Origin of the sequence: Kutzneria sp. CA-103260 (assembly GCF_018263855.1) — a bacterium.
In the GTDB taxonomy this organism is placed as follows: Bacteria; Actinomycetota; Actinomycetes; order Mycobacteriales; family Pseudonocardiaceae; genus Kutzneria.
In genome coordinates this window covers 8931662-8958015 of sequence record NZ_CP073318.1, presented here as the reverse complement: position 1 = coordinate 8958015, position 26354 = coordinate 8931662, and the positions used below count along the sequence as shown (strand labels likewise).

The 26354-nt window shown below is 66.9% G+C and carries 22 protein-coding genes and 3 rRNA genes; 10 read left to right on the top strand and 15 right to left on the bottom strand.

The annotated features are described in order from the left end of the window. Positions 1 to 9 precede the first annotated feature (9 nt). Both JJ691_RS39675 and JJ691_RS39670 read left to right on the top strand, forming a co-directional pair. Positions 10 to 612 (top strand): ester cyclase, encoded by a 603-nt coding sequence (locus tag JJ691_RS39675; RefSeq protein WP_211764624.1) that lies wholly within the window; start codon positions 10 to 12, stop codon positions 610 to 612. A 16-nt stretch (positions 613 to 628) separates the two neighbouring features. Next, positions 629 to 1699, top strand: coding sequence for a hypothetical protein (locus tag JJ691_RS39670; protein WP_211764623.1), 1071 nt, complete (start codon positions 629 to 631; stop codon positions 1697 to 1699). Here the strand turns inward: JJ691_RS39670 and JJ691_RS39665 are convergent. The 3 genes from JJ691_RS39665 to JJ691_RS39655 form a co-directional block, all read right to left on the bottom strand. Beyond that, a complete protein-coding gene (locus JJ691_RS39665; protein WP_211764622.1) occupies positions 1696 to 2058 on the bottom strand; it encodes a VOC family protein in 363 nt (120 codons plus the stop codon). The two genes, JJ691_RS39670 and JJ691_RS39665, sit on opposite strands and share 4 nt — an antisense overlap. A gap of 183 nt (positions 2059 to 2241) precedes the next feature. Continuing rightward, positions 2242 to 2973, bottom strand: a complete 732-nt coding sequence (locus JJ691_RS39660) for a VOC family protein (RefSeq protein WP_211764621.1) — start codon at positions 2971 to 2973, stop codon at positions 2242 to 2244. A 31-nt stretch (positions 2974 to 3004) separates the two neighbouring features. Beyond that, complete coding sequence (locus tag JJ691_RS39655; RefSeq protein WP_249227305.1) at positions 3005 to 4381, bottom strand: sugar porter family MFS transporter; 1377 nt, start codon at positions 4379 to 4381, stop codon at positions 3005 to 3007. 309 nt (positions 4382 to 4690) lie between these two features. Between JJ691_RS39655 and JJ691_RS39650 the strand changes: the two genes are divergently transcribed. From JJ691_RS39650 to JJ691_RS39640, 3 genes are all read left to right on the top strand, one after another. Then, complete coding sequence (locus JJ691_RS39650; protein ID WP_211764619.1) at positions 4691 to 5392, top strand: response regulator transcription factor; 702 nt, start codon at positions 4691 to 4693, stop codon at positions 5390 to 5392. Between the two features lie 10 nt (positions 5393 to 5402). Then, a complete protein-coding gene (locus JJ691_RS39645; RefSeq protein WP_211764618.1) occupies positions 5403 to 6029 on the top strand; it encodes a LysE family translocator in 627 nt (208 codons plus the stop codon). Positions 6030 to 6118: 89 nt separating this feature from the next. After that, complete coding sequence (locus JJ691_RS39640) at positions 6119 to 7954, top strand: acyl-CoA dehydrogenase (RefSeq protein WP_211764617.1); 1836 nt, start codon at positions 6119 to 6121, stop codon at positions 7952 to 7954. 58 nt (positions 7955 to 8012) lie between these two features. On the opposite strand, the gene JJ691_RS39635 is transcribed toward JJ691_RS39640, so the two are convergent. After that, the gene (locus JJ691_RS39635; protein WP_211764616.1) at positions 8013 to 8150 is read right to left on the bottom strand and encodes a hypothetical protein; all 138 of its coding nucleotides are present in this window, start codon (positions 8148 to 8150) and stop codon (positions 8013 to 8015) included. 138 nt (positions 8151 to 8288) lie between these two features. Between JJ691_RS39635 and JJ691_RS39630 the strand changes: the two genes are divergently transcribed. Then, a complete protein-coding gene (locus JJ691_RS39630; RefSeq protein WP_211764615.1) occupies positions 8289 to 8627 on the top strand; it encodes a PLDc N-terminal domain-containing protein in 339 nt (112 codons plus the stop codon). On the opposite strand, the gene JJ691_RS39625 is transcribed toward JJ691_RS39630, so the two are convergent. From JJ691_RS39625 to JJ691_RS39585, 9 genes are all read right to left on the bottom strand, one after another. Then, positions 8624 to 8917, bottom strand: coding sequence for a GroES family chaperonin (locus JJ691_RS39625; RefSeq protein WP_442912799.1), 294 nt, complete (start codon positions 8915 to 8917; stop codon positions 8624 to 8626). The genes JJ691_RS39630 and JJ691_RS39625 overlap by 4 nt on opposite strands. A gap of 37 nt (positions 8918 to 8954) precedes the next feature. Next, positions 8955 to 10802: an NHL domain-containing thioredoxin family protein gene (locus JJ691_RS39620; protein WP_442912509.1), complete on the bottom strand. Its 1848-nt coding sequence runs from the start codon at positions 10800 to 10802 to the stop codon at positions 8955 to 8957. Positions 10803 to 10863: 61 nt separating this feature from the next. After that, complete coding sequence (locus tag JJ691_RS39615) at positions 10864 to 11238, bottom strand: NTP pyrophosphohydrolase (protein WP_211764612.1); 375 nt, start codon at positions 11236 to 11238, stop codon at positions 10864 to 10866. 83 nt (positions 11239 to 11321) lie between these two features. After that, positions 11322 to 11438 (bottom strand): 5S ribosomal RNA (gene rrf, locus JJ691_RS39610). A 102-nt stretch (positions 11439 to 11540) separates the two neighbouring features. After that, a 23S ribosomal RNA gene (locus tag JJ691_RS39605) occupies positions 11541 to 14655 on the bottom strand. 353 nt (positions 14656 to 15008) lie between these two features. After that, positions 15009 to 16525: ribosomal RNA gene (locus tag JJ691_RS39600) — 16S ribosomal RNA — on the bottom strand. The 16S, 23S and 5S rRNA genes sit together here, the layout of an rRNA operon. A 504-nt stretch (positions 16526 to 17029) precedes the next feature. Then, positions 17030 to 17629: a hypothetical protein gene (locus JJ691_RS39595; RefSeq protein WP_211764611.1), complete on the bottom strand. Its 600-nt coding sequence runs from the start codon at positions 17627 to 17629 to the stop codon at positions 17030 to 17032. A 291-nt stretch (positions 17630 to 17920) separates the two neighbouring features. After that, the gene (locus JJ691_RS39590; RefSeq protein ID WP_211764610.1) at positions 17921 to 18067 is read right to left on the bottom strand and encodes a hypothetical protein; all 147 of its coding nucleotides are present in this window, start codon (positions 18065 to 18067) and stop codon (positions 17921 to 17923) included. 178 nt (positions 18068 to 18245) lie between these two features. Next, on the bottom strand, positions 18246 to 19439 hold the full coding sequence (locus tag JJ691_RS39585) for an AAA family ATPase (RefSeq protein ID WP_211764609.1): 1194 nt from the start codon (positions 19437 to 19439) through the stop codon (positions 18246 to 18248). Between the two features lie 124 nt (positions 19440 to 19563). Between JJ691_RS39585 and JJ691_RS39580 the strand changes: the two genes are divergently transcribed. Continuing rightward, positions 19564 to 20388 carry a transcriptional regulator gene (locus tag JJ691_RS39580; protein ID WP_211764608.1) on the top strand — a complete coding sequence of 275 codons (825 nt, stop codon included), beginning with the start codon at positions 19564 to 19566 and terminating at the stop codon, positions 20386 to 20388. Between the two features lie 52 nt (positions 20389 to 20440). Next, positions 20441 to 22243: an APC family permease gene (locus JJ691_RS39575; protein ID WP_249227304.1), complete on the top strand. Its 1803-nt coding sequence runs from the start codon at positions 20441 to 20443 to the stop codon at positions 22241 to 22243. Here JJ691_RS39575 and JJ691_RS39570 read toward each other — a convergent pair. Beyond that, on the bottom strand, positions 22240 to 22887 hold the full coding sequence (locus tag JJ691_RS39570; RefSeq protein ID WP_211764607.1) for a TMEM175 family protein: 648 nt from the start codon (positions 22885 to 22887) through the stop codon (positions 22240 to 22242). The two genes, JJ691_RS39575 and JJ691_RS39570, sit on opposite strands and share 4 nt — an antisense overlap. A gap of 11 nt (positions 22888 to 22898) precedes the next feature. Beyond that, complete coding sequence (locus JJ691_RS39565; RefSeq protein WP_211764606.1) at positions 22899 to 24137, bottom strand: acetyl-CoA C-acetyltransferase; 1239 nt, start codon at positions 24135 to 24137, stop codon at positions 22899 to 22901. A 57-nt stretch (positions 24138 to 24194) separates the two neighbouring features. Here JJ691_RS39565 and JJ691_RS39560 point away from each other — a divergent pair, with 57 nt between their 5' ends. After that, on the top strand, positions 24195 to 25496 hold the full coding sequence (locus JJ691_RS39560) for a 3-oxoacyl-ACP reductase (RefSeq protein WP_211764605.1): 1302 nt from the start codon (positions 24195 to 24197) through the stop codon (positions 25494 to 25496). Then, positions 25496 to 26341, top strand: coding sequence for a MaoC family dehydratase (locus JJ691_RS39555; protein ID WP_211772002.1), 846 nt, complete (start codon positions 25496 to 25498; stop codon positions 26339 to 26341). Before JJ691_RS39560 ends, JJ691_RS39555 begins: the two co-directional genes overlap by 1 nt. The last annotated feature ends 13 nt before the right edge of the window (positions 26342 to 26354 follow it).

Sequence of the window (26354 nt, the reverse complement as noted above, 5' to 3'; positions counted from 1 at the left end):
GAGGACCCCATGATCGACCGCCGGACCCTGATCTGCAGCGGCGGCGCCGCCGTCTTCGGCGCGCTGGCCCTGACCGCAGTCGCCGACGGCACGGCCTTCGCCGCCGACGCGCACCCGAACCTGTTGCCGGACCCCGCATCGACGCCCGTGCCCAACCCGCCCTACCCGTCCAACCTGAGCGCGCAGGAACGGCAGCACCTCAAGACGTTCGACGAACTGGACTTCGTGGTCTTCTCCCAGGCCGACTGGGCCCGCCTGCACGAGAGCCACGCCCGCACGATCCGCGTGCACTGGCCCGACGGCCACTACACCGACGGCATCGACAAGCACATCGCCGACCTGGCCGCGATGTTCGTCTGGGCCCCCGACACCCACATCCACAGCCACCCGCTCCGCGTCGCGAAGGACAACCTGACCGCGGTCACCGGTGTCATGCAGGGCACCTTCACCCGCCCCATGCCGGACGGCAAGGGCGGCGTCATCGCCCCCACCGGCCGCAAGTACTCCATCAACATGGCCACCGTCGGCATCTGGAACCGCCAGGGCACGATGGACGAGGAATTCCTGTTCTGGGACAACACGAACTTCTACCAGCAGATCGGCCTGGGCTGACCGCTAGCCTGTCCGGATGGCTCTGGGGGACCTGACGCGCGCGGACGTTCTGAAGGCGGTGGCCGAGTTCGACGAACTCGGTCGGGACGAGTTCCTCCGGAGGTACGGCTTCGGCAAGGCGAAGTCGTACTTCCTTGAGGTTGAAGGGAAGCTCTACGACTCGAAGGCGATCGCCGGGGCCGCGCTGGGCATGGCCGCGGGGGACTTCTCCGGTGGCGACCAAACGGTTGCGCGGCGGATGGCGGCGCTGGACTTCACGGTGAAGTACTTTCCGGTGCGACCGTGGACCCGCGAGGAGACCATCCTCGCCTGCGTGGTCCTGGCGGCCAACAGTTGGCGGCAGCTGCCCGACGCCGAGCGCGACCCGCGAGTCATCGAGCTGTCGGAACTCCTTCAAACGGCGGAGTTCCACCCCCTTGAGGAGCACGGCCCAGACTTTCGCAACATCAACAGCGTGGCGAGAAAGATGGCGGACATAGCGGCCAACCATCTCGATCACAGAGGCAAGCAGACGTGGGGCAGCAGGCTGGATGCCTCGGTCGCTCGGGAGTTCGTCGACAACCCCACGGAAATGATGGCGGAGGCACGCGCGCTGCGAGCGAAGTTGCTCGGACTTCGACCAGAGCAGGTGAAGACACCGGATGTGGCGAGCCGCAACGCGTTTCCGGTGGTCTTCGACATGCCGGTTGAGGCACACCGCACGAGGACGTTCCCCGTGAGCGGGACCTCCAAGCGGAACGCGAGCCGGGTCGAGGCAGAGCTGGTGAAGCGCTTCCGGGAGTGGCGGCGGAAGGACGAGCACAGCGTCATCGCGAAGGGAATCCTGCTGCCTGGCGAGACAAGGCCCCTTCGGGTCGACCTGTACGACGTGGACCGGGCCGAGCTGATCGAGGCGAAGGGGTCGGCGGAGCGGGAGTACGTCCGGCTGGCTTTGGGACAGGTGCTGGACTACGCCAGGTACGTGGAGCACGAGCACCTCGCGGTGCTGTTGCCGGAACTCCCGAAGGCCGACCTCGTCGACTTGCTGTCCAGGCATGGCGTCCGCTGCATTTACGAGGTGGCAGAAGGCAAATTCGGCCGCAACTAGGCGAACTGGGTCAGGGACAGGGTGTTGCCGTCGGGGTCGCGGAACCAGGCGATCTGGGAGCCGTCGGGCGTGGTCCAGATGCCGAGGGAGTCCTGGCCCATGCCGTCGTAACGGGTGAAGGCGACGCCGCGGGCGGTGAGGTCGGCGACGGTGGCGCGGATGTCGGACACGGACCAGCCGAGCACGGTGAAGGGCTGCGGCTGCAAGGACTCGACCTTGGTCACGCGGAGCATGACGGGGCCGGCGCGGAAGACGGCGGCGAAGGGGGTGGTCTCCTCGTGGGTGAGACCGAGGACGGAGCCGTAGAACGCGACGGCGCGGGCCAGGTCGGTGGCGGGGGCGAAGGCGATGAGCTCCATGACGGTCACCGTCCCGGCTCGACGATCGAATGTGAACGACGAGCCGGCAGGTGAGCGCGGCTCGGCGGATGGCTCGTCCTGCGTCGGGGGGCGTCCGCAGGACGAGTTCTCCACACGTGCGCGGATCGCCGCGCGATCAGCACGGTACGCAGCCCCGCTGGCGGTCCGCAGAGTCGTAAGGCCCTAATCGCCCGTTCGGATGGATGAGCCCGCCGGGCGGAGCACACAGAACTCGTTCTCTTCGGGGTCGGCGAGCACCACCCAGGGCGCGTCGCCCTGCCCGACATCGGCGGTCACGGCGCCGGCGGAGCGCAGTCGGGCCACCTCGACGGCGTGGTCGTCGCCAGCCAGCGGGCGGACGTCGAGGTGTACGCGGTTCTTGCCCTCCCAGAGGGACGGACTGGCGATGAATTCCAGCCAGGCGCCGACATCGGCGGGCAGGGAGGCCCAGTCGGACCTGATTCGGCTCACCGGCCGGCCGGTCGCCTCCGACCAGAACCGGGCCAGCGCCAAGGGATCCCGGGCGGCGACGACAACCGCGGCCACGGGCCCGATGCCGCGATACTCGTCCCGCGGCTCCAGCACACAGAACTCGTTGCCCTCGGGATCGGCGAGCACCACCCACGGCACGTCGCCCTGGCCGATGTCGATGTGCCGGGCGCCCAGCCCGAGCACCCGGTCCACGATCGCCGCCTGGTCCTCGGCCGAGTCGCTGGCCAGGTCCAGGTGCACTCGGTTCTGCCCGGTCTTGGGCTCGGCCACCGGAACGAAAACGAGGTCGAAGCCGGGCAAGCCGACGTCGACCTCGTTCTCATCCTGATGGGTGATCGTGCGGCCGAGGGCGGCCGACCAGAAGCCCGCGAGGGCGACCGGGTCGACCGCGTCCACGACCACGTTGTCCAGTCGGGTAGCCATGCCGCCGACGCTACCCAGGGGGTCCGACAGTTCAGACGTTCACGCGCTCGCGCAGGTCCAGCTCGATCTGCTCCAGCGTGCGGCCCTTGGTCTCGGGCACGAACTTGGTCACCAGCAGCACCAGCACGATGCAGACCGCCGCGAAGATCCACGCCGAGGTGGCCAGGCCGAGACCGGTGTACATGACCGGGAACACGAAGGTGATGGTGAACGTCGCCGCCCACAGCACGACGCTCGCGGTGCCGGTGCCGATGCCGCGCACCCGCAGCGGGAACACCTCGCCGATCATCACCCACACCACCGCGCCCCAACCCAGCTCGTACCCGGCCAGGAACAGGATCAGCAGCACCAGGGTGATCGGGCCGATGACGCTGGTGTTGGTGATCAGGGTGACGCACAGGCCGAGCACGATCAGGGTGCCGGCCATCAGCAGACCGCCGACCCGCAGCAGCGGACGGCGACCCCAGCGGTCGACCACGAACATCTCGCCCACCGTGAACAGCACCTTCACGATGCCGAGCACGACCGAGGCCAGCAGCGCGGCGGACGCGCCGTAGCCCAGGTTCTGGAACATGATCGGGGCGTAGGTGTTGACCGCGTTGACGCCGGAGAACTGCTGGCCGATGGCCAGGATCAGGGCCACGACCAGGGCCGGCCGGGCCCACTTGGCGGTCAGGTCCTTGAGCGTGCCCTTCGCCTGCTGGCCGTCGAGGCGAATGACTTCCTTGATCTCGTTGTACTCCTCGTCCACGCCCTGGCCCTGCAGCGTGCTGTTGAGCACCGCCCGGGCCTCCTCCTCGCGGCCGTTCTTGAGCAGCCAGCGCGGCGTCTCCGGCATGCGCAGCATGCCGACCAGCAGGACCACCGCCGGAATGATCGCCGCCGCGATCATCGCCCGCCAGTTGGCCGAGTCGGCCAGCACGTCGTCGACGATGTAGGCGATGAGGATGCCGCTGACGATCATGAGCTGGTTCAGCGACGAGAGCAGGCCGCGAACCTTGCCCGGGGCCAACTCGGCCAGGTAGGTGGGCACGGTCGCGGAGGACGCGCCGACCGCGATGCCGACGATGAACCGGAACGCCACCAGCACCTCGAACGACGGCGCGAAGGTGCAGCCGATGGTGCCGAGGGCGAACACGCTGGCGGCCACGATGATCGTGCGCCGCCGGCCGAGCGAGTCGGCCAGCTTGATGACCAGGAGCGCGCCGATGATGGCGCCCGCCGCGAGTGCTCCGTTGACGAAGCCCTGCTGGAGCGCGCTCAGCGACCAGATCTTCTTGATGAACAGCAGGACACCTGAGATGACGCCCAGGTCGTAGCCGAACAGGATGCCGCCGAGGGCACCGAAGAAGAACAGCGTTCCTCTGTTGATGTTCCGCCGTGCCGGCAGACCCTCCGTTTGCTGCACGCCAGATCGCCTCGTTTCTCTGCGCCGACCCGGTGCGAGTCGGTTCCACGCGGAAGACCGCGATCCGGCGGCGGACGGACCCGGCATCCACTCAGGATGTGTGACGTAGGTCCTACGTGCGTATTTCAACCGGCGCCACCCCCTCCCGAGCTATTGAGTCACATTTGTGACTGACTTTCAGGTAGGTGAACATCCGGCCCGATCGTCACCCACTTGGGGGAGAAACGCGCTGCTCCGACCGCCATGGCGTCAGCGCCGCTCGGCGCCGGCGTCCCCTCTACCCCGAGGGAGGAAAGATCGGAGCCCCGCATGACCGCACCCCACATCGCGGGCCAGCGCACCGCCCCCGTCCAGCGGCGTCGCAACGCCACCATCGGCGTGGCCCTGCTCGACCAGGTGCCCCTGTTCCGCGAGGGACTATCCACGCTGGTCACCCGGACTCCGGGACTGCACTGGAGCGGTGCCGCCCGCGACCACCGCACGGCCGTGCAGCTGCACGAGCGGCTCCAGCCCGACGTGCTGCTCATCGACTCCGCGCTGGACCCGCTGGGCCACTTCACCCGTGTGCTCACCGAACAGGACGAGCGCCTGGTCGTGCTGACGCTGCTGCGCGAGGCCCACTGCACCGCCGAGTTCGCCCAGCGGGCGTTCCGCCGCGGCGCTCGCGGCGTGGTGGCCAGACACGCCGAGCCGGGGCAGGTCGTCCAGGCCATCCACAACACGCCGATCAGCCGCCGCTACGTCGACGCGGCGCTGGCCCCGCTGCTGGCCGCCACCGACGCCGACGCCCCGCCCGGCTCCGGCCTGCTGACCCGTCGTGAGTTCGAGGTGCTCCAGCTGATCGCCGACGGCCTGGAGAACCGGGCCATCGCCACCGCGCTGTTCGTGTCGGTGGAGACCGTGCGGACCCACATCAAGGGGATGCTGCGCAAGCTCGGGGCCCGTGACCGGGCACACGCCGTGGCCATCTCCTACCGAATCGGGTTGCTGGTGGCCGGCACGGACAGGTGAACTAGAGGCCGTGATCTCCCTGGCCTTCGTCGTCACCTGCTTATTGATGATCATCGCCCCGGGTCCGTCGCTCGCGGTGATGCTCACGCAGTCGCTGCGTTCCGGCCGGGCGGCCGGCCTGGCCACTGTGGCCGGCAACACCATGGGCCTGATCGTCTGGGCCACCGCGTCCGCGTTCGGCCTGACCGTGCTGGTCCGCACCTCCGAGATCGCCTTCGTGGTGCTCAAGGTGGCCGGCGCGGTCTACCTGTGCTGGCTGGGCGTCCAGTCGTTGCGCCGGTCCCGGCGCGAGCCGGCCGACCTGGTCGAAGCCGCGGGCGTGCGGCACAGCCCGCTGGCCTCGCTGCGGGCCGGCTTCATGACCAATGTGACCAACCCCAAGGCGGCTGTGCTCTATCTCGCGTTGCTGCCGCAGTTCCTGCCGCCGGACGGCAACCCGCTGCTGGACACGTTCGTGCTCGCGGCCGTGCAGATGGCGCTCAGCGCGAGCTACTACACCCTCGTGGTGCTGGCGATCGGTCTGGCTCGGCGGGTGCTCAGCCGGCCGGTGGTGCGCCGCTGGCTGGACCGGGTCAGCGGGCTGGTGCTGGTCGGTCTGGGTATCCGGATGGTCACGCTCAGCCGGGCGGCACTCTAAGGATCAGCCACAACCGGGCGAACGGCCTTGCCGGGGTTACTGGCAGGTAATATCCTGTTGTTACCGGCTAGTAGGGGAGCAAGGAAGCCATGGGCCACTACAAGAGCAACGTTCGTGACCTGGAGTTCAACCTCTTCGAGGTGTTCAACGTCCAGGACAGCCTCGGCACCGGGCCGTTCGAGCAGGCCGACGAGGACACCGCCCGTGGCGTCCTGTCGGAGCTGAACAATCTGGCCACCGGTCCCCTGGCGGAGTCGTTCGCCGACGCCGACCGCAACCCGCCGGTGTTCGACCCCAAGACGCACTCGGCCACGCTGCCCGAGTCGTTCAAGAAGTCCTACCAGGCGCTGTGGGACGGCGAGTGGTACCGCCTGTCCCTGCCCGACGAGCTGGGCGGCTTCGGCATCCCGCCGTCGGTGCAGTGGGCGGCCGCCGAGCTGATCCTGGGCGCCAACCCCGCCGCCTTCATGTACATGGCCGGCGCCAGCTTCGCCGCGATCATGCACAAGAACGGCAACGAGGAGCAGAAGCGCTGGGCGCAGATCACCATCGACCGCGCCTGGGGCGCCACGATGGTGCTCACCGAGCCCGACGCCGGCTCGGACGTGGGCGTCGGCCGCACCAAGGCCGTGCTGCAGCCCGACGGCAGCTGGCACCTGGACGGCGTGAAGCGGTTCATCACGTCCGGCGACCAGGACATGACCGAGAACATCATGCACATGGTGCTGGCCCGCCCCGAGGGCCCCGGCATCGAGTCGAAGCCGGGCACCAAGGGCCTGAGCCTGTTCCTGGTGCCGAAGTTCCACTTCGACACCAACACCGGCGAGCTGGGCGAGCGCAACGGCGCCTTCGTCACCAACGTCGAGCACAAGATGGGCCTGAAGGTCTCCACCACCTGCGAGCTGACCTTCGGCCAGCACGGTGTGCCCGCCCAGGGCTGGCTGCTCGGCGACGTGCACGACGGCATCGCGCAGATGTTCCAGGTCATCGAGCACGCCCGGATGATGGTCGGCACCAAGGCCATCGCCACGCTGTCCACCGGCTACCTGAACGCCCTGGCCTACGCCAAGGAGCGCGTGCAGAGCGCCGACCTGACCCAGATGACCGACAAGACCGCGCCCCGGGTCACCATCACCCACCACCCCGACGTGCGCCGCAGCCTGATGCTGCAGAAGGCGTACGCGGAGGGCCTGCGCGCGGTCTACCTCTACACCGCGACCTTCCAGGACCAGATCACCGCGGGCGCCGGCGACGTCAAGCTGGCCTCGGCGATCAACGACCTGCTGCTGCCGATCGTCAAGGGCGTCGGCTCCGAGCGCGCCTACGAGCAGCTGGCCCAGTCGCTGCAGACCTTCGGCGGCTCCGGCTTCCTGCAGGACTACCCGATCGAGCAGTACATCCGCGACTCCAAGATCGACAGCCTGTACGAGGGCACGACCGCCATCCAGTCCCTGGACTTCTTCTTCCGCAAGATCATCCGGGACAAGGGCCAGGCGCTGGGCTTCATCAACAACGAGATCCAGAAGTTCCTGGACAACGAGGGCGGCAACGGCCAGCTCAAGGAGGGCCGCGCGGCCCTGGCCCAGGGCTTGCAGGACCTGCAGGGCCTGCTCGGCACGATGATCGGCTTCCTCACCTCGTCCCAGGAGGACGTGCGCAACGTCTACAAGGTCGGCCAGAACACGGTGCGGCTGCTGCTGTCCGCGGGCGACGTGCTCGTCGGCTGGCTGCTGCTGCGCCAGGCCGAGGTGGCGCTGGCCGCGCTGGCCGCCAACCCCTCGGCCAAGGACAAGGCGTTCTACGAGGGCAAGGTCGCGGTGGCGAACTTCTTCGCCAAGACCGTGCTGCCCGAGCTGACCGCCCGCCGCAAGGTCGCCGAGACCACCGACAACGCGCTGATGGACGTGGACGAGTCCGCGTTCTGAGCCGCTGACGACAAAGGGCCCCTCCGCTTGTGGCGGAGGGGCCCTTCGCGTTGCGGGATCAGACCTTCTTGAGGGTCACGACGGTCGTGGTGTCCGTGGTGACGTTGTTGCCGTAGTTCGGATCGGTGGCGCCGTCGTAGGTGCCGGCCGTCAGCGCCTGGCCGGTCGGGGCGGCGAAAACCGTGAGGCACCCCACCGGAAACCGCCGGACACAACAAGATCCACATGCGAGGATGCCCACCTGCCCGACGCCTGTTTTGCCGACTCTCGCGCGGATTGTCAGGGGTCCGTGCCAGTATCGGCGTCGACCGAAATCCGAGTGGGGGAGTGACCGGTGCTCTACTTCGACGGCGCCGTCGGCGTGGCGATCTTCTGTCTGTGGGTCTTCTGCCTGGCCGACGTGATCGTCACCGACGACTCGCTGTGCCGACATCTGCCCAAGATGTTCTGGCTGCTGGTGGTCCTGCTGGTGCCGCTGGTCGGCTCGATCCTGTGGCTGGCCATCGGCCGGCCGCGCGTCCGCTCGGCACCGTCGCGGCCGTCCCGGTTCCCGGAGTACGACCGACCCGGCCGACACGTCGCGGTGAACCCGGACGACGACGCGGAGTTCCTGCGCCAGTGCCGGGAGCGGGCCGAGCAGCAGCGCCGCCGGGCCAAGGAGCAGGGCCTCTAGAGGTAGAGGCCGGTGCCCGTCTCGGTCTCCTCGGTGGCGACCGCGTGGATGTCGCGTTCCCGCATCACCGTGTAGGTCTGGGCCTGCACCTCGACCTCGAGCTGGTCCTCGGGGTTGAACAGCACCCGGTCGCCGACCTTGACGTTGCGCACGTGCCCGCCGACACCGAGCACGTCGCCCCAGGCCAGCCGCTTCGCGACCTGCGCGGTGGCCGGAATGACGATGCCGCCGCTGCTACGCCGCTCACCGTCCTCCGGCGAAATCTTCACCAGCACCCGGTCGTGCAGCATCTGGATCTGGAGCTTCGACTCTGCCACGGCGGCAAGTCTACTTCGCCTGCTCGTCGACCCCGCCCATGACCAGGGCCAGCCGGGCCGGGCCGGCCGGCGAGACGCGGACCGGGACACCCCAGTCCTGTCGGGTCAGCCGGCACACCGGGTGCTCGACGCCCGGACCGTCGTCACAGCTGGCGGCCTGCGCGACGACGTGCAGCACGCCCTCGGTGAAGCCGGCCGCGATAGTCAACTTCCTTGTCAGGTCAGTGGATTCGCCGGCTCCGGCGGCGATCAGCTCCGGCGGCGAGGACGTGATCTCCAGTCGGGTGGACGGGCCGTAGCGGTCGTCCAGCTTCTGGCCGGGCGGCGGCGTGAACACCACGGCCAGTTCGAGCTCGCCGACGCCGATGTCCGACGGCGGCCGCCGCACCTGGTGCGCTTCGCCGGCGACCAGCTTCGCGGACACCCCCGGCGGCACCGGCCGCTCCAGCCGGTGCGCCGCCGAAGCCACCACCACCAGCTCACCGTCCACAATGGCCGCCCCGGACGGCTCGGCGACATCGGTCGCCAGCGTCGACACCTCACCGGTTTCCGGCTCGTAGCGCCGAATCGCCGAGTTGTACGTGTCCGCGATCGCCACACTTCCGTCGGGCAGCACCGCCACGCCGAGCGGGTGTTGCAGCAGCGCCTGGTCGGCCGCGCCGTCGCGATGGCCGAAGTCGAACAGTCCCTGGCCCACCGCCGTGTGCACCTCGAAGTCGCGGTCGATCCACCGCAGGGCCGAGGTTTCCGAGTCGGCCAGCCACAGCTTGTCGCCGTCCGCGGCAAGACCCGAGGTCTGCGCGAAAAACGCCTCCAGCGCCGGGCCGTCCTTCAGTCCCTCCACCGTCGTTCCGGCGAAGCGCCGCACCGTCCCCGCAATCGGGTCGAACAAGCTCAGCGTGTGATTTCCTGACATGGCAACAACAACACCGTTGGCCGGCGCCCACCAGGCCACGTCCCACGGGCTCGTCAGGTCGATCTTGTCCGCCGGCCCGTCGGTGTCGCCCATGCGCCACTGCTCGCCCGTGCCGGCCACCGTCGTGACGTCACCCGTGCTCAGGTCAATGCCGCGCAGCAGGTGGTTCACCGTGTCCGCGACCACCACGTCGTAGCCGACCTCCGCCGCGATTTCCTTGGGCAACAAGGCAATCCCCGCTGGCTCCGCGAATGTCGCCTCGTCCGGTCCGCCGTCCTCCCGCCCGCGCTCGCCCGTCCCGATGCGGCGCAGCACCGTCTCACCGTCGTTCGCCAGCTCCACCACGCTGTGGTGCGCCGAGTCCGTCACCAGGAGCGTGTCCCTTGGCGTCACAGCGATCTTCGCCGGGAACCTCAGCTCCGTCTCCTGCGGCTGCGGCGGCACATAAGGTCCGTCCCCGCGGCGCAGCGTCCCCTTCGCCTCGTGCTCGTCGATCAGCTCCGCGATGATCCTCCGCAGCGCCTCCACGTGCCCTTCGCCGGCGGCCACGTGCACCACGTACCCCTCCGGGTCCACCAACACCAGCGTCGGCCACGCCTTCACCGCATAGTTCTGCCACGTCGTCAGCTTCGGGTCGTCGAGCACCGGGTGGTGCACCTCGTACCGCTCCACCGCCGCCTTGAGCGCATCCGCGTCCGCCTCATGCGCGAACTTCGGCGAGTGCACCCCGATCGTCACCAGCACGTCCTCGAACTCCGCCTCCAACGGCCGCAGCTCGTCCAGCACGTGCAGGCAGTTGATGCAGCAGAACGTCCAGAAGTCCAGCAGCGTGATCCGCCCCCGCAGATCCGCCAGCGTGATCGCCTTCCCCCCGGTGTTCAGCCACCCACGCCCCACCAGCTCAGGAGCACGAACCCGGGCACGACGCTTCGCTGTGGTCACACCGTGAGTCAACACCAGCAGGGGAGTGCGGTGTTCCACGGTCCAGCATGTGAACGGGCGCTCAGCGCACGGTGTGTGGCCCGAGGATCTCGACGCCATAGACGGCGACTCGGCGTTGTAGGCCGCGGTCGGCGGTGACGACGTAGATCGGCCGGCCACTCGTGGACTCGTCGGCGACCAGTTCGACGATGGCGTCGTCACCGGAGTGCGGGGCGAGGTGCACCTGGACGGTGTCGGAGCTGGTGACGGTGCGGGCCTTGCCTTCGACGACGAGGATCACGTCGATGGGGTGGCCGGTCTGGGGGAGTCCGGTGGCGGCGAGGTCGGTGAGGGAGTCGCGCAGGCGGGTCGTGGCGCCGGCTCGGTCGCGCCACCAGCCGTCCGGCACGGATCCGACGACGTTGGCGGCGTCGATGACGAGCAGCGGCTTCGGCACGCTCACGAAGGTACAACGTGAAAAGGCCCGGTGCGGGTCGAGGAACCTGTAAGGCTCAACTCGACCCGCACCGGGCAAATTATGTTCGGCGGCGTCCTACTCTCCCACACCCTCACGAGTGCAGTACCATCGGCGCTGGAGGGCTTAGCTTCCGGGTTCGGAATGGGACCGGGCGTTTCCCCTCCGCTAACACCACCGAAACACTATGAAGATCACCACCACACACAACCCAGACCCGTCACCAGGCCCCGGTCATGCCGGTCGGTTCCTTCAGAACCACACAGTGGATGCGAAGCGTCTTTGTAGACAAGCCCTCGGCCTATTAGTACCAGTCAACTCCACCCCTTACAGGGCTTCCATCTCTGGCCTATCAACCCCATCGTCTATAGGAGGCCTTACCCTCTCAAAGGAGGCAGGAGATCTCATCTTGGAACAAGCTTCCCGCTTAGATGCTTTCAGCGGTTATCTTTTCCGAACGTAGCCAACCAGCCATGCCCCTGGCGGGACAACTGGCACACCAGAGGTCCGTCCATCCCGGTCCTCTCGTACTAGGGACAGCCTTCCTCAAATCTCCAACGCGCACGGCGGATAGGGACCGAACTGTCTCACGACGTTCTAAACCCAGCTCGCGTACCGCTTTAATGGGCGAACAGCCCAACCCTTGGGACCTACTCCAGCCCCAGGATGCGACGAGCCGACATCGAGGTGCCAAACCATGCCGTCGATATGGACTCTTGGGCAAGATCAGCCTGTTATCCCCGGGGTACCTTTTATCCGTTGAGCGACCACGCTTCCACAAGCCATGGCCGGATCACTAGTTCCGACTTTCGTCCCTGCTCGACCCGTCAGTCTCACAGTCAAGCCCCCTTGTGCACTTGCACTCAACACCTGATTGCCAACCAGGCTGAGGGAACCTTTGAGCGCCTCCGTTACCCTTTGGGAGGCAACCGCCCCAGTTAAACTACCCACCAGGCACTGTCCCTGAACCGGATCACGGTCCGAGGTTAGACACCCAGAACGACCAGAGTGGTATTTCAACGACGACTCCACCAGCACTGGCGTGCCAGCTTCACAGTCTCCCACCTATCCTACACAAGCCGAACCGAGCACCAATACCAAGCTATAGTAAAGGTCCCGGGGTCTTTCCGTCCTGCCGCGCGAAACGAGCATCTTTACTCGTAATGCAATTTCACCGGGCCTGTGGTTGAGACAGTCGAGAAGTCGTTACGCCATTCGTGCAGGTCGGAACTTACCCGACAAGGAATTTCGCTACCTTAGGATGGTTATAGTTACCACCGCCGTTTACTGGCGCTTAAGTTCTCAGCTTCGCCCCAAAGGACTAACCGGTCCCCTTAACGTTCCAGCACCGGGCAGGCGTCAGTCCATATACATCGTCTTACGACTTCGCATGGACCTGTGTTTTTAGTAAACAGTCGCTTCTCGCTGCTCTCTGCGGCCGAAAAACCCTAGCCCGCAAGGGGCTTCAAGTCCCTCGGCCCCCCTTCTCCCGAAGTTACGGGGGCATTTTGCCGAGTTCCTTAACCACAGTTCACCCGAACGCCTCGGTATTCTCTACCTGACCACCTGTGTCGGTTTGGGGTACGGGCCGCATAAACACTCGCTAGAGGCTTTTCTCGACAGCATAGGATCACTCTACTTCGCCTCAATCGGCTACGCATCACGTCTCAGCCTACACATCAGGACGGATTTGCCTACCCTGACAGCCTACACGCTTACACCAGTATTACCACTGACTGGCGGAGCTACCTTCCTGCGTCACCCCATCGCTTGACTACTACTAGATCGGATCCCGCGCACTCCCCACATCATCCGAAGACTCTATGGCTCGCGGGCGGTTAGCATCACTAGCCTCACCATGGACGCGTTTACACGGGTACGGGAATATCAACCCGTTGTCCATCGACTACGCCTGTCGGCCTCGCCTTAGGTCCCGACTTACCCTGGGCGGATTAGCCTGGCCCAGGAACCCTTGGTCATCCGGCGGACGAGTTTCTCACTCGTCATTCGCTACTCATGCCTGCATTCTCACTCGTGTAGTGTCCACGGCTAGGTTCCCCTGCCGCTTCATCCCCCACACGACGCTCCCCTACCCATCCACACAACTGGACTCCAGCAAACTGGAGCCGGTCACATGTGCGAATGACACAGCTTCGGCGGTGTGCTTAAGCCCCGCTACATTGTCGGCGCAGGACCACTTGACCAGTGAGCTATTACGCACTCTTTAAAGGGTGGCTGCTTCTAAGCCAACCTCCTGGTTGTCTGGGCGACCCCACATCCTTTCCCACTTAGCACACACTTTGGGGCCTTAGCTGGTGTTCTGGGCTGTTTCCCTCTCGACTACGAACCTTATCGCCCGCAGTCTCACTGCCGCGCTCTCACGTAATGGTATTCGGAGTTTGGTTGATTTCGGTAAGCTTGTAGGCCCCCTAGACCATCCAGTGCTCTACCCCCACCACGAAACACACGACGCTGCACCTAAATGCATTTCGGGGAGAACCAGCTATCACGGAGTTTGATTGGCCTTTCACCCCTAACCACAGCTCATCCCCCAGGTTTTCAACCCTGGTGGGTTCGGGCCTCCACACGGTCTTACCCGCGCTTCACCCTGGCCATGGCTAGATCACCCCGCTTCGGGTCTAGAGCACGCGACTAAAACGCCCTATTCGGACTCGCTTTCGCTACGGCTACCCCACACAGGTTAACCTCGCCACGTACCACTAACTCGCAGGCTCATTCTTCAAAAGGCACGCCATCACCCCTGCAAAGGAGGCTCTGACGGATTGTAAGCACACGGTTTCAGGTACTCTTTCACTCCCCTCCCGGGGTACTTTTCATCTTTCCCTCACGGTACTAGTCCGCTATCGGTCACCAGGGAGTATTTAGGCTTAGCGGGTGGTCCCGCCAGATTCACAGCAAATTCCACGAGCTCGCTGCTACTTGGGAATATTGTAAGGAAGACAGCATGTTTTCGCGTACGGGACTATCACCCTCTACGGTCCAGTTTCCCAAACTGGTTCCACTAACACACTGCTTTCTGACTTCCCGTCTGGTCAGCAGCCCAGACAAACAACATCCCACGACCCCACAAACGCAACCCCTGCCAGGTATCACACGTCCATGGTTTAGCCTCATCCGCTTTCGCTCGCCACTACTCACGGAATCACGGTTGTTTTCTCTTCCTGTGGGTACTGAGATGTTTCACTTCCCCACGTTCCCTCCACACGCCCTATATATTCAGGCGCGGGTGACCCCACATGACTGAGGCCGGGTTTCCCCATTCGGACACCCTCGGATCACAGCTCGGTTGGCAGCTCCCCGAGGCTTTTCGCAGCCTCCTACGTCCTTCATCGGCTCCTGGTGCCAAGACATCCACCGTGTGCTCTTCACAACTTGACCACAAAGATGCTCGCATCCACTGTGTAGTTCTCAAAGAACAACCAGGAAGCCCAACCTATTCGCGAGGCACCTTGCTCCACCATGCTGGTGGCCGGTTTGCACTCAGGTCGAACCCTGTGGTTTGAAGCAACACCACGATCGCGTGTTCCCTCAGGACCCAACAGCGTACTGACAACCCCAACCTCACCATCCGACAACCCGTTCCACGCTCCGAAGAGCAGTACTAGGCGAAGCGAACCGCAGGTTCTGTTGCTTCTAGCCAGCATCCACATCTATGAGCAACCGCTCTGAAGACGTTCGCTCCAGTAAGCGGTCCTCCGCAGACCCGAGGGCCGGCGTTGGGTGCTCCTTAGAAAGGAGGTGATCCAGCCGCACCTTCCGGTACGGCTACCTTGTTACGACTTCGTCCCAATCGCCAGTCCCACCTTCGACCGCTCCCTCCCTTACGGGTTGGGCCACGGGCTTCGGGTGTTACCGACTTTCGTGACGTGACGGGCGGTGTGTACAAGGCCCGGGAACGTATTCACCGCAGCGTTGCTGATCTGCGATTACTAGCGACTCCGACTTCACGGGGTCGAGTTGCAGACCCCGATCCGAACTGAGACCGGCTTTATGGGATTCGCTCCACCTCACGGCTTAGCAGCCCTTTGTACCGGCCATTGTAGCATGTGTGAAGCCCTGGACATAAGGGGCATGATGACTTGACGTCATCCCCACCTTCCTCCGAGTTGACCCCGGCAGTCTCCCATGAGTCCCCGCCATTACGCGCTGGCAACATGGAACGAGGGTTGCGCTCGTTGCGGGACTTAACCCAACATCTCACGACACGAGCTGACGACAGCCATGCACCACCTGTACACCGGCCACAAGGGGGCCAATATCTCTACTGGTTTCCAGTGCATGTCAAGCCCAGGTAAGGTTCTTCGCGTTGCATCGAATTAATCCACATGCTCCGCCGCTTGTGCGGGCCCCCGTCAATTCCTTTGAGTTTTAGCCTTGCGGCCGTACTCCCCAGGCGGGGAACTTAATGCGTTAGCTACGGCACGGAGGACGTGGAAGCCCCCCACACCTAGTTCCCACCGTTTACGGCGTGGACTACCAGGGTATCTAATCCTGTTCGCTCCCCACGCTTTCGCTCCTCAGCGTCAGTATCGGCCCAGAGACCCGCCTTCGCCACCGGTGTTCCTCCTGATATCTGCGCATTTCACCGCTACACCAGGAATTCCAGTCTCCCCTACCGAACTCAAGTCTGCCCGTATCGACTGCAAGCCCACAGTTAAGCTGTAGGTTTTCACAGTCGACGCGACAAACCGCCTACGAGCTCTTTACGCCCAATAATTCCGGACAACGCTCGCACCCTACGTATTACCGCGGCTGCTGGCACGTAGTTAGCCGGTGCTTCTTCTGCAGGTACCGTCACTCGCGCTTCGTCCCTGCTGAAAGAGGTTTACAACCCGAAGGCCGTCATCCCTCACGCGGCGTCGCTGCGTCAGGCTTTCGCCCATTGCGCAATATTCCCCACTGCTGCCTCCCGTAGGAGTCTGGGCCGTGTCTCAGTCCCAGTGTGGCCGGTCGCCCTCTCAGGCCGGCTACCCGTCGTCGCCTTGGTAGGCCACTACCCCACCAACAAGCTGATAGGCCGCGGGCCCATCCTGCACCGCCGGAACTTTCCACCACCGATCATGCGATCAGAGGTCATATCCGGTATTAGACCCAGTTTCCCGGGCTTATCCCAGAGTGCAGGGCAGGTTGCCCACGTGTTACTCACCCGTTCGCCGCTCGTGTACCCCGAAGGGCCTTACCGCTCGACTTGCATGTGTTAAGCACGCCGCCAGCGTTCGTCCTGAGCCAGGATCAAACTCTCCAATAAGGATTGTGTTGATCGAGACTAGTACAAACTGGCATCAATCCAGTTCAGTAACCATCTCAAAGGAACCCACTAAGGGGTTATTCATTGTTACTGGCTATTACAGTACGCTGTTGAGTTCTCAAAGAACACACGCACACCGTCACTAGGCTCTTTCAAGCCGCGTTCAGGGGCTTTGGTGTTTCTCTCGCTTGTGTTTGAAGCTTATCCGGTCCGGATTCTCCCTGTCAAATCGGCTTGTTCTCGCCGATTTCCTGGGGTTCGTCCCGGGCGTCACTGACTCTACCAGACTTTCTCAGTGGCTTTGTCGGTGACCCGCTGGCGTCCGTTTCCGTCCTGCCCTGCGGTACGTGGAGAACATTAGCAGCCGATCCAACACGCTTCCAAATCGACCCCCTGCGCGAGCACCCCAAGATCCATCGCCGCAGGTCAGCGCCGTGCGCGCCGACCCGCCAGGCCCCGGAAAACGGCCTCAAACACGATCACTATGACCGGCGTCACACCAGCTCATCGCAGCAGTAGGAACACCGATCCGCCGACAAGGAGTCCCAGAACGGCGCCGACAAGAACTTGGGTCGCGGTGTGGTCACGGAGTTCGACCCGCGACCAACAGACGATCGCCACCGCCGCGTAGGACACGAGCAACGCCGGCCCGTACGTCAGCGCGAGGATGGCGGCGGCGCCGCTGGCGACCGCGGCGTGCGCGGAGACCTTCCACCAGTGAGTGATCACGAGCGTGACGGCGAGCGCGACGAACATGGCCGTGACGAGGGCGAGCATTTCCCGCGGCGCGCCGGCGAGCGCGAGCACGGCCAAGCCGACGAGCACGGAGGCGAGCGCGATCAGCAGCGGAATCCGGCGTTGCTCGCGCCGGCCAACGTGGTGATCGCTCAGCTGGCCGCGGCGCACCCCGAGCAGGATCGCGCCGAAGGGAATGACGCTGGCGAACAGCGCCGCCAGCAAACCCCAGAGCAGGCCGGCGCCCACGGTGTCGCCGGCGTGCAGGCCGACGGCGAAGGAGACGGCGACCACGACCACTGCGGGGGCGAACACCTCGGTGGCGGTGCGGGCGGCCAACCGGCGGAAAGAGCGCGTCTGGACAGTCACGCGCTGAGTATGGGAAACCCCGCAGTGCTGCCAGGTCGGGGGTCCGACAGCACTACGGGGTCATTCGGCTCATCGCTGCCGTCACGGAACGCGTTACAGCGGTCCGGGCGTGTGACCTGAGTCACTTTCGAGTGAACCGTCGGGGACCCGGTGCGGAGGAGTCGCATCGGGGAGGTGATGCCGGTCGGCGCGGGCCCTGCATCCCGCACCGACCGGCGGTGGCTCGCAGCTGGGAGGGCACGCCCGGGTCGAATCGGGCGCGGCTGCGTTAGCCGGTCGGGAAATCTCGGGTCAGCGCAGGCCCTGCATCTGCGACTGGGCGAGCATCATCAGCTCGTGGCGCATGGCGGGCGTGGCAGCAGCGTCGATCGCCTTGCTCACAGCCCTGCGAGTACGGGCCTCGGCACGGCGGGCGCGGATCTTCGCGGCGAAGTTCATGGGGTTTGCATCCCTCTCAAGGTCTCGCTTCTGGTGCGGTAGTACCAGTATGCACCCGCATGACCCTGCGGACCACCACTTTGTCCGGTGATGTGCGGCACTTGCCGATGAATCATCGGCAGCCATCCCAGTGTCACCCCATGTTCATCCGGCCGGGTGACCGTCTGGGCCGAACGAGCTACTCCTCCCGTCCGAGCAGGAACCGGCCGAAGTGCGGCACCGTGAAGGCAATCCGGCCGCGCTCGGCCGAGTAGACGAGCCCCTTCTTGATCAGGTTGTCCCGGGCCGGCGACAGTGAGGAGGGCTTTTTGCCCAGGTAGACGGCCACATCCGTGGTGCCGACGGCCTCGTCGCGGCCCTCGGTCAGATCGGCCATGGCCCGCAGGTATTCGCGCTCGGCCGGGGTGGCGCGCTCGTAGCGGGAGCCGAAGAAGCCGACCGCCAGCTCGGCCTCGGCCTCGGGCGCGGCCATCGCCACGTCCTCCCGGGTGATCGGGTCGGCCGGTGCCGCGTCCCAGGCGGCCTTGGCGTACGCCTGCACGAAGTACGGGTAGCCGCTGGAGGCGTCGAACAGCGCGTCCAGCGCGTGCGGACTGATCTCCGCGCCCTCACGGGCCACCGGCGCCAGCACCGCGCGGTCGGCGTCCTCCCGGTCGAGCTGGCCGATCAGCACGTACCGGAACAGCCGCTCGGAGTACGACTTGCTGGCTGACAACAGCGCCGGCAGGTGCGGCAGGCCGGCGCCGACCACCACCAGCGGCGCGCCGGACTGGGACAGCTCGTGACAGGCGGCGCACAGCGCGGAGATGTCGTCGGGCTGCACGTCCTGCATCTCGTCGATGAGCAGCGCGACGCCGGTGCCGACGTCCTGGGCCAGCTCGGCGACGTCGGTGAACAGCTCCACCAGGTCGATCTCGATGTCGCCGGAGTCGGCGCGGCCCTGCGCGGCTGGCACGTCGATTCCCGGCTGCCAGCGCTCGCGCAGCTTGGTGCCGTCCGGGTTGGCCCGCAGCGCGAACGCCTTGAGCACGGCCAGCACCGCCTCCACCCGGTCCGGGTCACGGTGTCGCACCGCCAGGTCTCGGATCGCCCGGTGCAGGGCGGCCGACAACGGCCGGCGCAGCTCGGCGTCCGGCCGGGCCTCGATCTTGCCGGCGCCCCAGCCGCGCTTGACGGCCATCGAGCGCAGCTCGCCGAGCAGCACGGTCTTGCCGACTCCGCGCAGGCCGGTGAGCACGAGGCTGCGTTCCGGCCGGCCGCGGGCGACCCGTTCCAGCACCACGTCGAACGCGGCGAGCTCGCGGTCCCGACCAGCCAGTTCGGGCGGTCGTTGCCCGGCCCCGGGGGCGAACGGGTTGCGCACCGGATCCATCATCGGACCGTATCGGCGTGTCTAGCGCTGGCTCAATACACCGGAAGACTGCCCTAGCGGTTGCGGACTGTGCAGCACTTACGATTTGATAAGTGCGGACGAGGCGACGAGTTGAGGGGACCGGATGGACGCGCATCCCGCACAGCTACTGGACGACGTGGTCCACCAGCGGGTTCGGCTGGGCATTCTGACCGTGCTCAGCACCGAGCCGCGGATGGCGTTCACCGTGCTGCGAGACCTGCTCGGCCAGCCCGACAGCGGGCTGAGCCGGCACCTGCGGGTGTTGGAGGACGCGCGGCTGGTGGACACCGACAAGGTGATCGAGGACCGCAAGCCCCGCACCTGGATCTCGATCACCGAGGCCGGCCGGCACGCGCTGCGCCAGGAGTTGGCCGCGCTGCGCTCGATGATGGAGGCCATCGAGAACGGCGGCGCCGATCTGCGGGCGTTCGTCGCGCTGCTCGGTGACGAGCCGGGGGAGCGCGACCAGGAGCGGGCCGAACTGGTGGTCAGCGAGGTGCCGGCCGGCTTCGTGATGAGCCGGGAGTCGGCGGTGGACCGCAACTACCGGCTGGTGTCCATGCCGGCGGCGGCCTGGGGCAGCCACGGCGACCAGGCGCTGACCTTTCGCAGCCACGGCCTGCTCGGCGGCCACTTCCGCAGCTTCGCGTCGGCGGCCGCGAACGCCCACGTGATGTTGGTGGAGCTGGGCAACGAGGAGGGCCCGCTGGCCATCCTGCGCGCGCTCGCGCCGTCCACGCTGCGGATGGACGGCCTCGATCCGTACCGGGCCTTTCTCACCGACCGCGACAACGGCGGCAAGTTGGGGGTCTGCTGGATGGCCGCCGGCCGCTATCTGGTGTGCGTGTCAATGACCGGGGACGAGGAGGTGATCAGGGAGCTGCTGCCCCAGTTCGCAGCAGGTCAGCGCGCCAAACTCACACGTTAGGAAGCCGTCAAGGAGGGTGCGCGGCGGTCGAGCGCGGTCGCACAGTGCGGGCGTGACGACAACTGCGACCCGGCCGGCCCGCTTATCCGGCGGGGACGACCAGAAGCACCGGCTGACCGCGATCACCGGCATGGCCGGGCTCGGCCTGGACGCCATCGCGTCGGTGGCCTACGGGCCGGAGGCGATCGTGCTGGTGCTGGCCGCGGCCGGCTCCGCAGGCCTGGGCTGGACACTGCCGGTGACACTGGCGATCGTCGTGCTGCTGGGCGTGCTGATCGCCTGCTATCGCCAGGTGATCCAGGCGTTCCCGGACGGCGGCGGCGCGTACACGGTGGCCTCCAAGTACCTGGGGCGTCGCGCCGGCCTGGTCGCTGGCGCGTCGCTGGTGGTCGACTACGTGCTCAACGTGGCCGTCTCGGTGGCGGCCGGCGTGGCCGCGCTGACTTCGGCCTTCCCGGGGCTGCTGCCGTGGACGACCGAGCTGTGCGTGCTGGTGCTGCTGATCGTCACTGGCGTGAACCTGCGCGGCATCGTGGTCGGCGCCAAGGCGTTCGCCCTGCCGGCGGCGGTGTTCGTCGCCTCGGTGCTGGTGGTGATCGTGGTCGGGCTGTTCCGGCCGGAGGTCACCGCGCCCGTGTCACAGTCGACGACCGTCGGCGGTGTGGGTGTGCTGCTGGTGCTGGCCGCGTTCGGCAACGGGTGTTCGGCGCTGACCGGGGTGGAGGCCATCGCCAACGCCACGCCGTCGTTCCGGACACCGCGACGGCAGCGCGCCCGGCGCGCCGAAGCCGGGCTGGGCCTGGTGCTCGGCGTGCTGCTGATCGGGCTGGCCGTGCTGATCCAGCGGTTCGACGTGCGTCCGACCGAGGGCCGCACGATCTTGTCGCTGGTCACCGAGGGCTCGATCGGCAACGGCTGGCTGTACGTGGTGATCCAGCTGTCCACGGTGCTGCTGCTGGCGCTGGCCGCGAACACCTCGTTCGGCGGGCTGCCGGTGCTGGCCGCGAAGCTGGCGCGCGACGACTACCTGCCGCACGTGTTCGGGCTGCGGGCCGACCGGCTCGTGCACCGGCACGGCGTGCTGGTGCTGGCCGTGCTGTCCGGCGCGCTGCTGGTCGGCACCGAGGGCCAGGTCGACGTGCTGGTGCCGCTGTTCGCGATCGGCGTTTTTGTCGGCTTCGCGCTGGCCCAGATCGGCATGGTCCGGCACTGGCGGGCTGAACGGGGTCGGGGCTGGCTGCCCAAGGCCCTGTTGAACGGCTTCGGCGCGGTGCTGACCATCGCCGCGCTGATCGACGTCACCGCGTCCAAGTTCCTGGAGGGCGCCTGGCTGATCGTGCTGGTGATCCCGATCTTCGTGGTGCTGTTCAGCCTGGTGAAGCGGGCCTACGACCGGATCGGCAAGGACATCGGCGTCGGCACCCTGCCGAAGCGGCCCCGCCGCACGTCCTCGGTGGTCGTGGTGCCGGTGGTGGCGATCACCAAGCTGACCGCGGAGTGCCTGTCGACCGCGCTGTCGATGGGCGACCGGGTGGTGGCCGTGCACGTGACGTTCGACGACGAGCAGGAGAAGGCCCGGCAGTTCCAGGCCGACTGGCAGGAGTGGCGGCCGGAGGTGCCGCTGGTGCTGCTGGACTCCCAGCACCGGGTGCTCGGCCCGCCGGTCGCCCGCTACGTGAACTCGCTGGAGGACGAGCAGGTGGTGGTGCTGATCGGCGAGATCGAGCCGGCGGCCCTGTGGGAGCGCATGCTGCGCAACCGCCGCGGCGCGGTGGTTGCGCGCTGCATCGGGCGCACCACCTCCGCCGTCGTGTGTCGGCTGCGGTTCCGTCTGGGCTTCTCTACCAGTATCTAGGACTGGGGCAATACTGGCTTAGATTTGTTTAGCTGGCGCATCGCGAGGATCAGCGGCACCAGCAGCCACCAGGCATAGTTGGCCTGGCCCGGGTATCCGGAGACGGCGACGACCGCCCACACCGTGAAGACCACGATGGCCACGATCGGCCGGAAGTACCAGCCGAGTCGGGGAAAGCGGCCGGGCATCGGCTCGATGTCGCCGTGGCGCTGGGCCACCGCGATGATCACGGCCTGCACGGCGAACACCGCGCAGACGTTGGCGGCGTAGAGCGCGAAGGAGAGCGGCTCGTCGCCGTGCTTGGCCAGCAGCGAGGACGGGAACGGCAGCACGGCGACCAGCCCGAGCATCACCACGTTCAACGCCATGATCCGGGCCTGCCGCACCCGCAGCCCGCGGAACAGCCGGTGGTGCGCCAGCCACAGCACGCCGATCACCAGATAGCTGATCAGGTAGCCGACGATTGCCGGCTGCAGCCCGGCCAAGGCGCGCAGAAACTCCTCGCCGTGCACCTCGTCGGGAATCCTGATGTCCAGCACCAGCAGCGTCATCGCGATGGCGAACACGCCGTCGGACAGGGCCAGCAGCCGCCCCAGATCGACTACGCCACCGTTGCTTGTCTCGTCTTCATCGCCCTCGGCCACACGGGAAGAAGTTAGGGCTTCTCCAGGATCGCGGTGACGCCCTGGCCACCCGCAGCGCAGATCGAGATCAGACCGCGACCAGAGCCCTTCTCGTTCAACAGTTTCGACAGCGTGGCGACGATCCGGCCGCCGGTCGCGGCGAACGGATGGCCGGCCGCCAGCGAGGAGCCGTTGACGTTGAGCTTGGTGCGGTCGATGTCGCCGAGGCCGTTCTTGTGCCAGGCCGCGAGCGTGGCCAGCACCTGGGACGCGAACGCCTCGTGGATCTCGTAGAAGTCGAAGTCCGCCAGCGTCAGGCCGGCGCGCTCCAGCATTCGCGGCACCGCGTAGACCGGAGCGGTGAGCAGGCCGTCCTCGCCGTGCACGTAGTCGACGGCGCCCGTCTCGGTCCACGTCAGGTAGGCCAGCACCGGAATTCGGTGCTGCTCGGCCCATTCCTCGCTGGCCAGCAGCACCACCGAGGCGCCGTCGGTGAGCGGGGTGGAGTTGCCGGCGGTCATCGTGTCGCCGAAGACCGGCTTGAGCTTGGCCAGCTTCTCCACGCTGGTGTCGGCCCGCAGGTTCTGGTCGCGGGTCAGGCCGAGGTAGGGCGTGACCAGGTCGTCGAAGAAGCCGCGCTCGTAGGCGGCGGCGAGGTTGCGGTGGCTGGCCGCCGCCAACTCGTCCTGGTCCTCGCGGGCGATGCCCCATTCCTTGGCGGTGATCGCCGCGTGCTCGCCCATCGACATGCCGGTGCGGGGCTCGGCGTTGCGTGGGATGTTCGGCACCACGTGGGTTGGGCGCAGCTTGGTCGCCGCGCGCAGGCGGGCCCCGAGCGTGCGGGCCCGGTTGAACTCCAGCAGCACCTGGCGCAGGCCCTCGTTCACGCCGATCGGGGCGTCGCTGGTGGTGTCGACGCCGCCGGCGACGGCCGAGTCGATCTGCCCCAGCGCGATCTTGTTGGCCGCGGCGATGATCGCCTGCAGGCCGGTGCCGCAGGCCTGCTGGAGGTCGTAGGCGGGGGTCAGCGGCGACAACCGGCTGCCAAGCACCGCTTCCCTGGCTAGGTTGAAGTCGCGGCTGTGTTTGAGCACCGCCCCCGCGACCACCTCACCGACCCGTTCGCCCTGCAGCCCGAACCGGCTGACCAGGCCGTCCAGCGCGGCGGTCAGCATGTCCTGGTTGGACGCCGTGGCGTACGGGCCGTTGGACCTGGCGAACGGGATGCGGTTGCCGCCGAGCACGGCCACGCGCTGAACGGTCGGGGTCATGCCTCGACAATAACCTACTTATGAGTAGACTTACCAGCGAGTAGGGAGGCGTCTCGCATGTCAGATCCGTACCTCCAGTTCGCCCAGTCCGGTTTCGGGCGGTTCGTCACCAGCCGGCTCGGGCTGCCGCGGCCCGCCCGGCTGCGGCGCTACCGGCCGGGGCAGCCGGCGCTGGCGGGTCCGGTGCTGACCGGTGGATCCGGCCGGCTCGACGCCGTGCTCAAGGCACACGCCACCGGCGGGGACGGCCCGTACGGCGGGCTCGTTTTCGACGCCACCGGCATCGACAGCCCCGAGCAGCTGCGGACCCTGCACTCTTTCTTCAACCCGGTGATCCGGCAGCTCGGGTCGTGCGGACGGGTCGTGGTGCTCGGCACCCCGCCCGAGGAGCTCACGAGCGTGCCGGCCGTTGTCGCGCAGCGGGCGCTGGAGGGGTTTGTCCGCTCCGTCGCCAAGGAGCTGCGCGCCGGCGGCACCGCCCAGCTCGTGTACGTCTCCGAGGGCGCCGAGCCGAACGTCGAGTCGACGCTTCGCTTCCTGCTCAGCGCCAAGTCTGCCTACGTGTCCGGGCAGGTGATCCGCGTCGGGGCCGCCGAGGTCATCGAGCCGGTCGACTGGGAACACCCGCTCGCCGACCGGGTCGCCCTGGTCACCGGCGCTTCGCGGGGCATCGGCGCCGCCATCGCCGAGGTGCTCGCCCGGGACGGCGCGCACGTCGTGTGCCTCGACATCGCCGCGCAGGGCGCTGAACTGTCCGACGTCGCCAATCGGGTCGGCGGTTCGGCCGTGCAGATGGACATCACCGCGCCGGACGCGCCCGCGCGGCTCGTCGAGTACTTCCAGCTGCGGCACGAGGGCGTGGACATCGTCGTGCACAACGCCGGCATCACGCGGGACAAGACCCTGGCCAAGATGACCGAGGCCCAGTGGGACGCCGTGCTGTCGGTCAATCTGGCCAGCCAGCTGCGGGTCAACGACGGGCTGCTGCGCGCCGATGCCTTGCGGCGCAACGGCCGTATCGTCGGGGTCTCGTCCATCGCCGGCATCGCCGGCAATGTCGGCCAGACCAACTACGGCACCAGCAAGGCCGGCGTGATCGGCATGGTCCGGTCACTGGCCCCCGAGCTGGCCAGCCGCGGCAGCACCATCAACGCCGTCGCTCCCGGCTTCATCGAGACCAAGATGACCGCCGCCGTGCCGCTGGTCATCCGGCAGGCCGGGCGGCTGATGAACAGCATGTCCCAGGGCGGCCTGCCCGTCGACGTCGCGGAAACCATTGCCTGGTATGCCAATCCGGCGTCGTCCGGGGTCAACGGCAACATCGTCCGGGTGTGCGGTCAGAGCCTGCTGGGGGCGTGATGTACCTGCGTGCGGCCTTGACCAGCTTCCGCCGTGGCGGCTCCTCGCTGCCCGACCATGAGCTGTCCCGCTCCGAGGTGGCCGTCTGCGTGGAGCATTTGGCCGCTTACAACCGGGTTTGCGGCTTCGGCCTCCGTGACGAGCTGCCGGCCACCTACCCCCACGTGCTGGCTTTTCCGTTGCAGATGCGGCTGATGACCTCTCCCGGCTTCCCTTTTCCCTTGCCCGGCTTGGTTCATATCGGAAACCGCATCACCGTCTCGCGGCCCGTTCTCGCCTCGGAGCACTTCGACCTCCGGGTACGGGCCGTCGATCTGCGGCCGCACGAGCGGGGCCACCAGTTCGACGTTGTCAGCGAGCTGCTGGTCGATTCCGCCGTGGTGTGGACCGATGTGAGCACTTATCTGCGCCGCTCGGGCACCGGCTCCAGCGGTTCGTCCGCCGGCGATGCGCCCGAGCCGTCCGCCGTGTGGTCCGTGCCCGGCGACATCGGCCGCCGCTACGCCTCTGTCTCCGGCGACCGGAACCCCATCCACCTCAACGCTTTGGCCGCTCGCCTCTTCGGCTTCCGGCGGGCCATCGCCCACGGGATGTGGACCAAGGCCCGCAGCCTCGCCGCTCTCTCGGAACGGCTGCCGTCCTCGTACACCGTCGACGTTCGGTTCAAGCTGCCCGTGCTGCTGCCGGCCAAGGTCGGCTTCAGCGCCTCTCCAGTCGCTGGCGGTTGGGAGTTCGCCGTCCACGACGTGCGCACGGGAAAGCCTCATCTCAGCGGCACCTTAGCCCCCACCCAATCCCAGGGGGGCGACCCCGAGGCCAGTCTACCAGCGGAAACACCCAGCTGATCTTGAAGCAGGC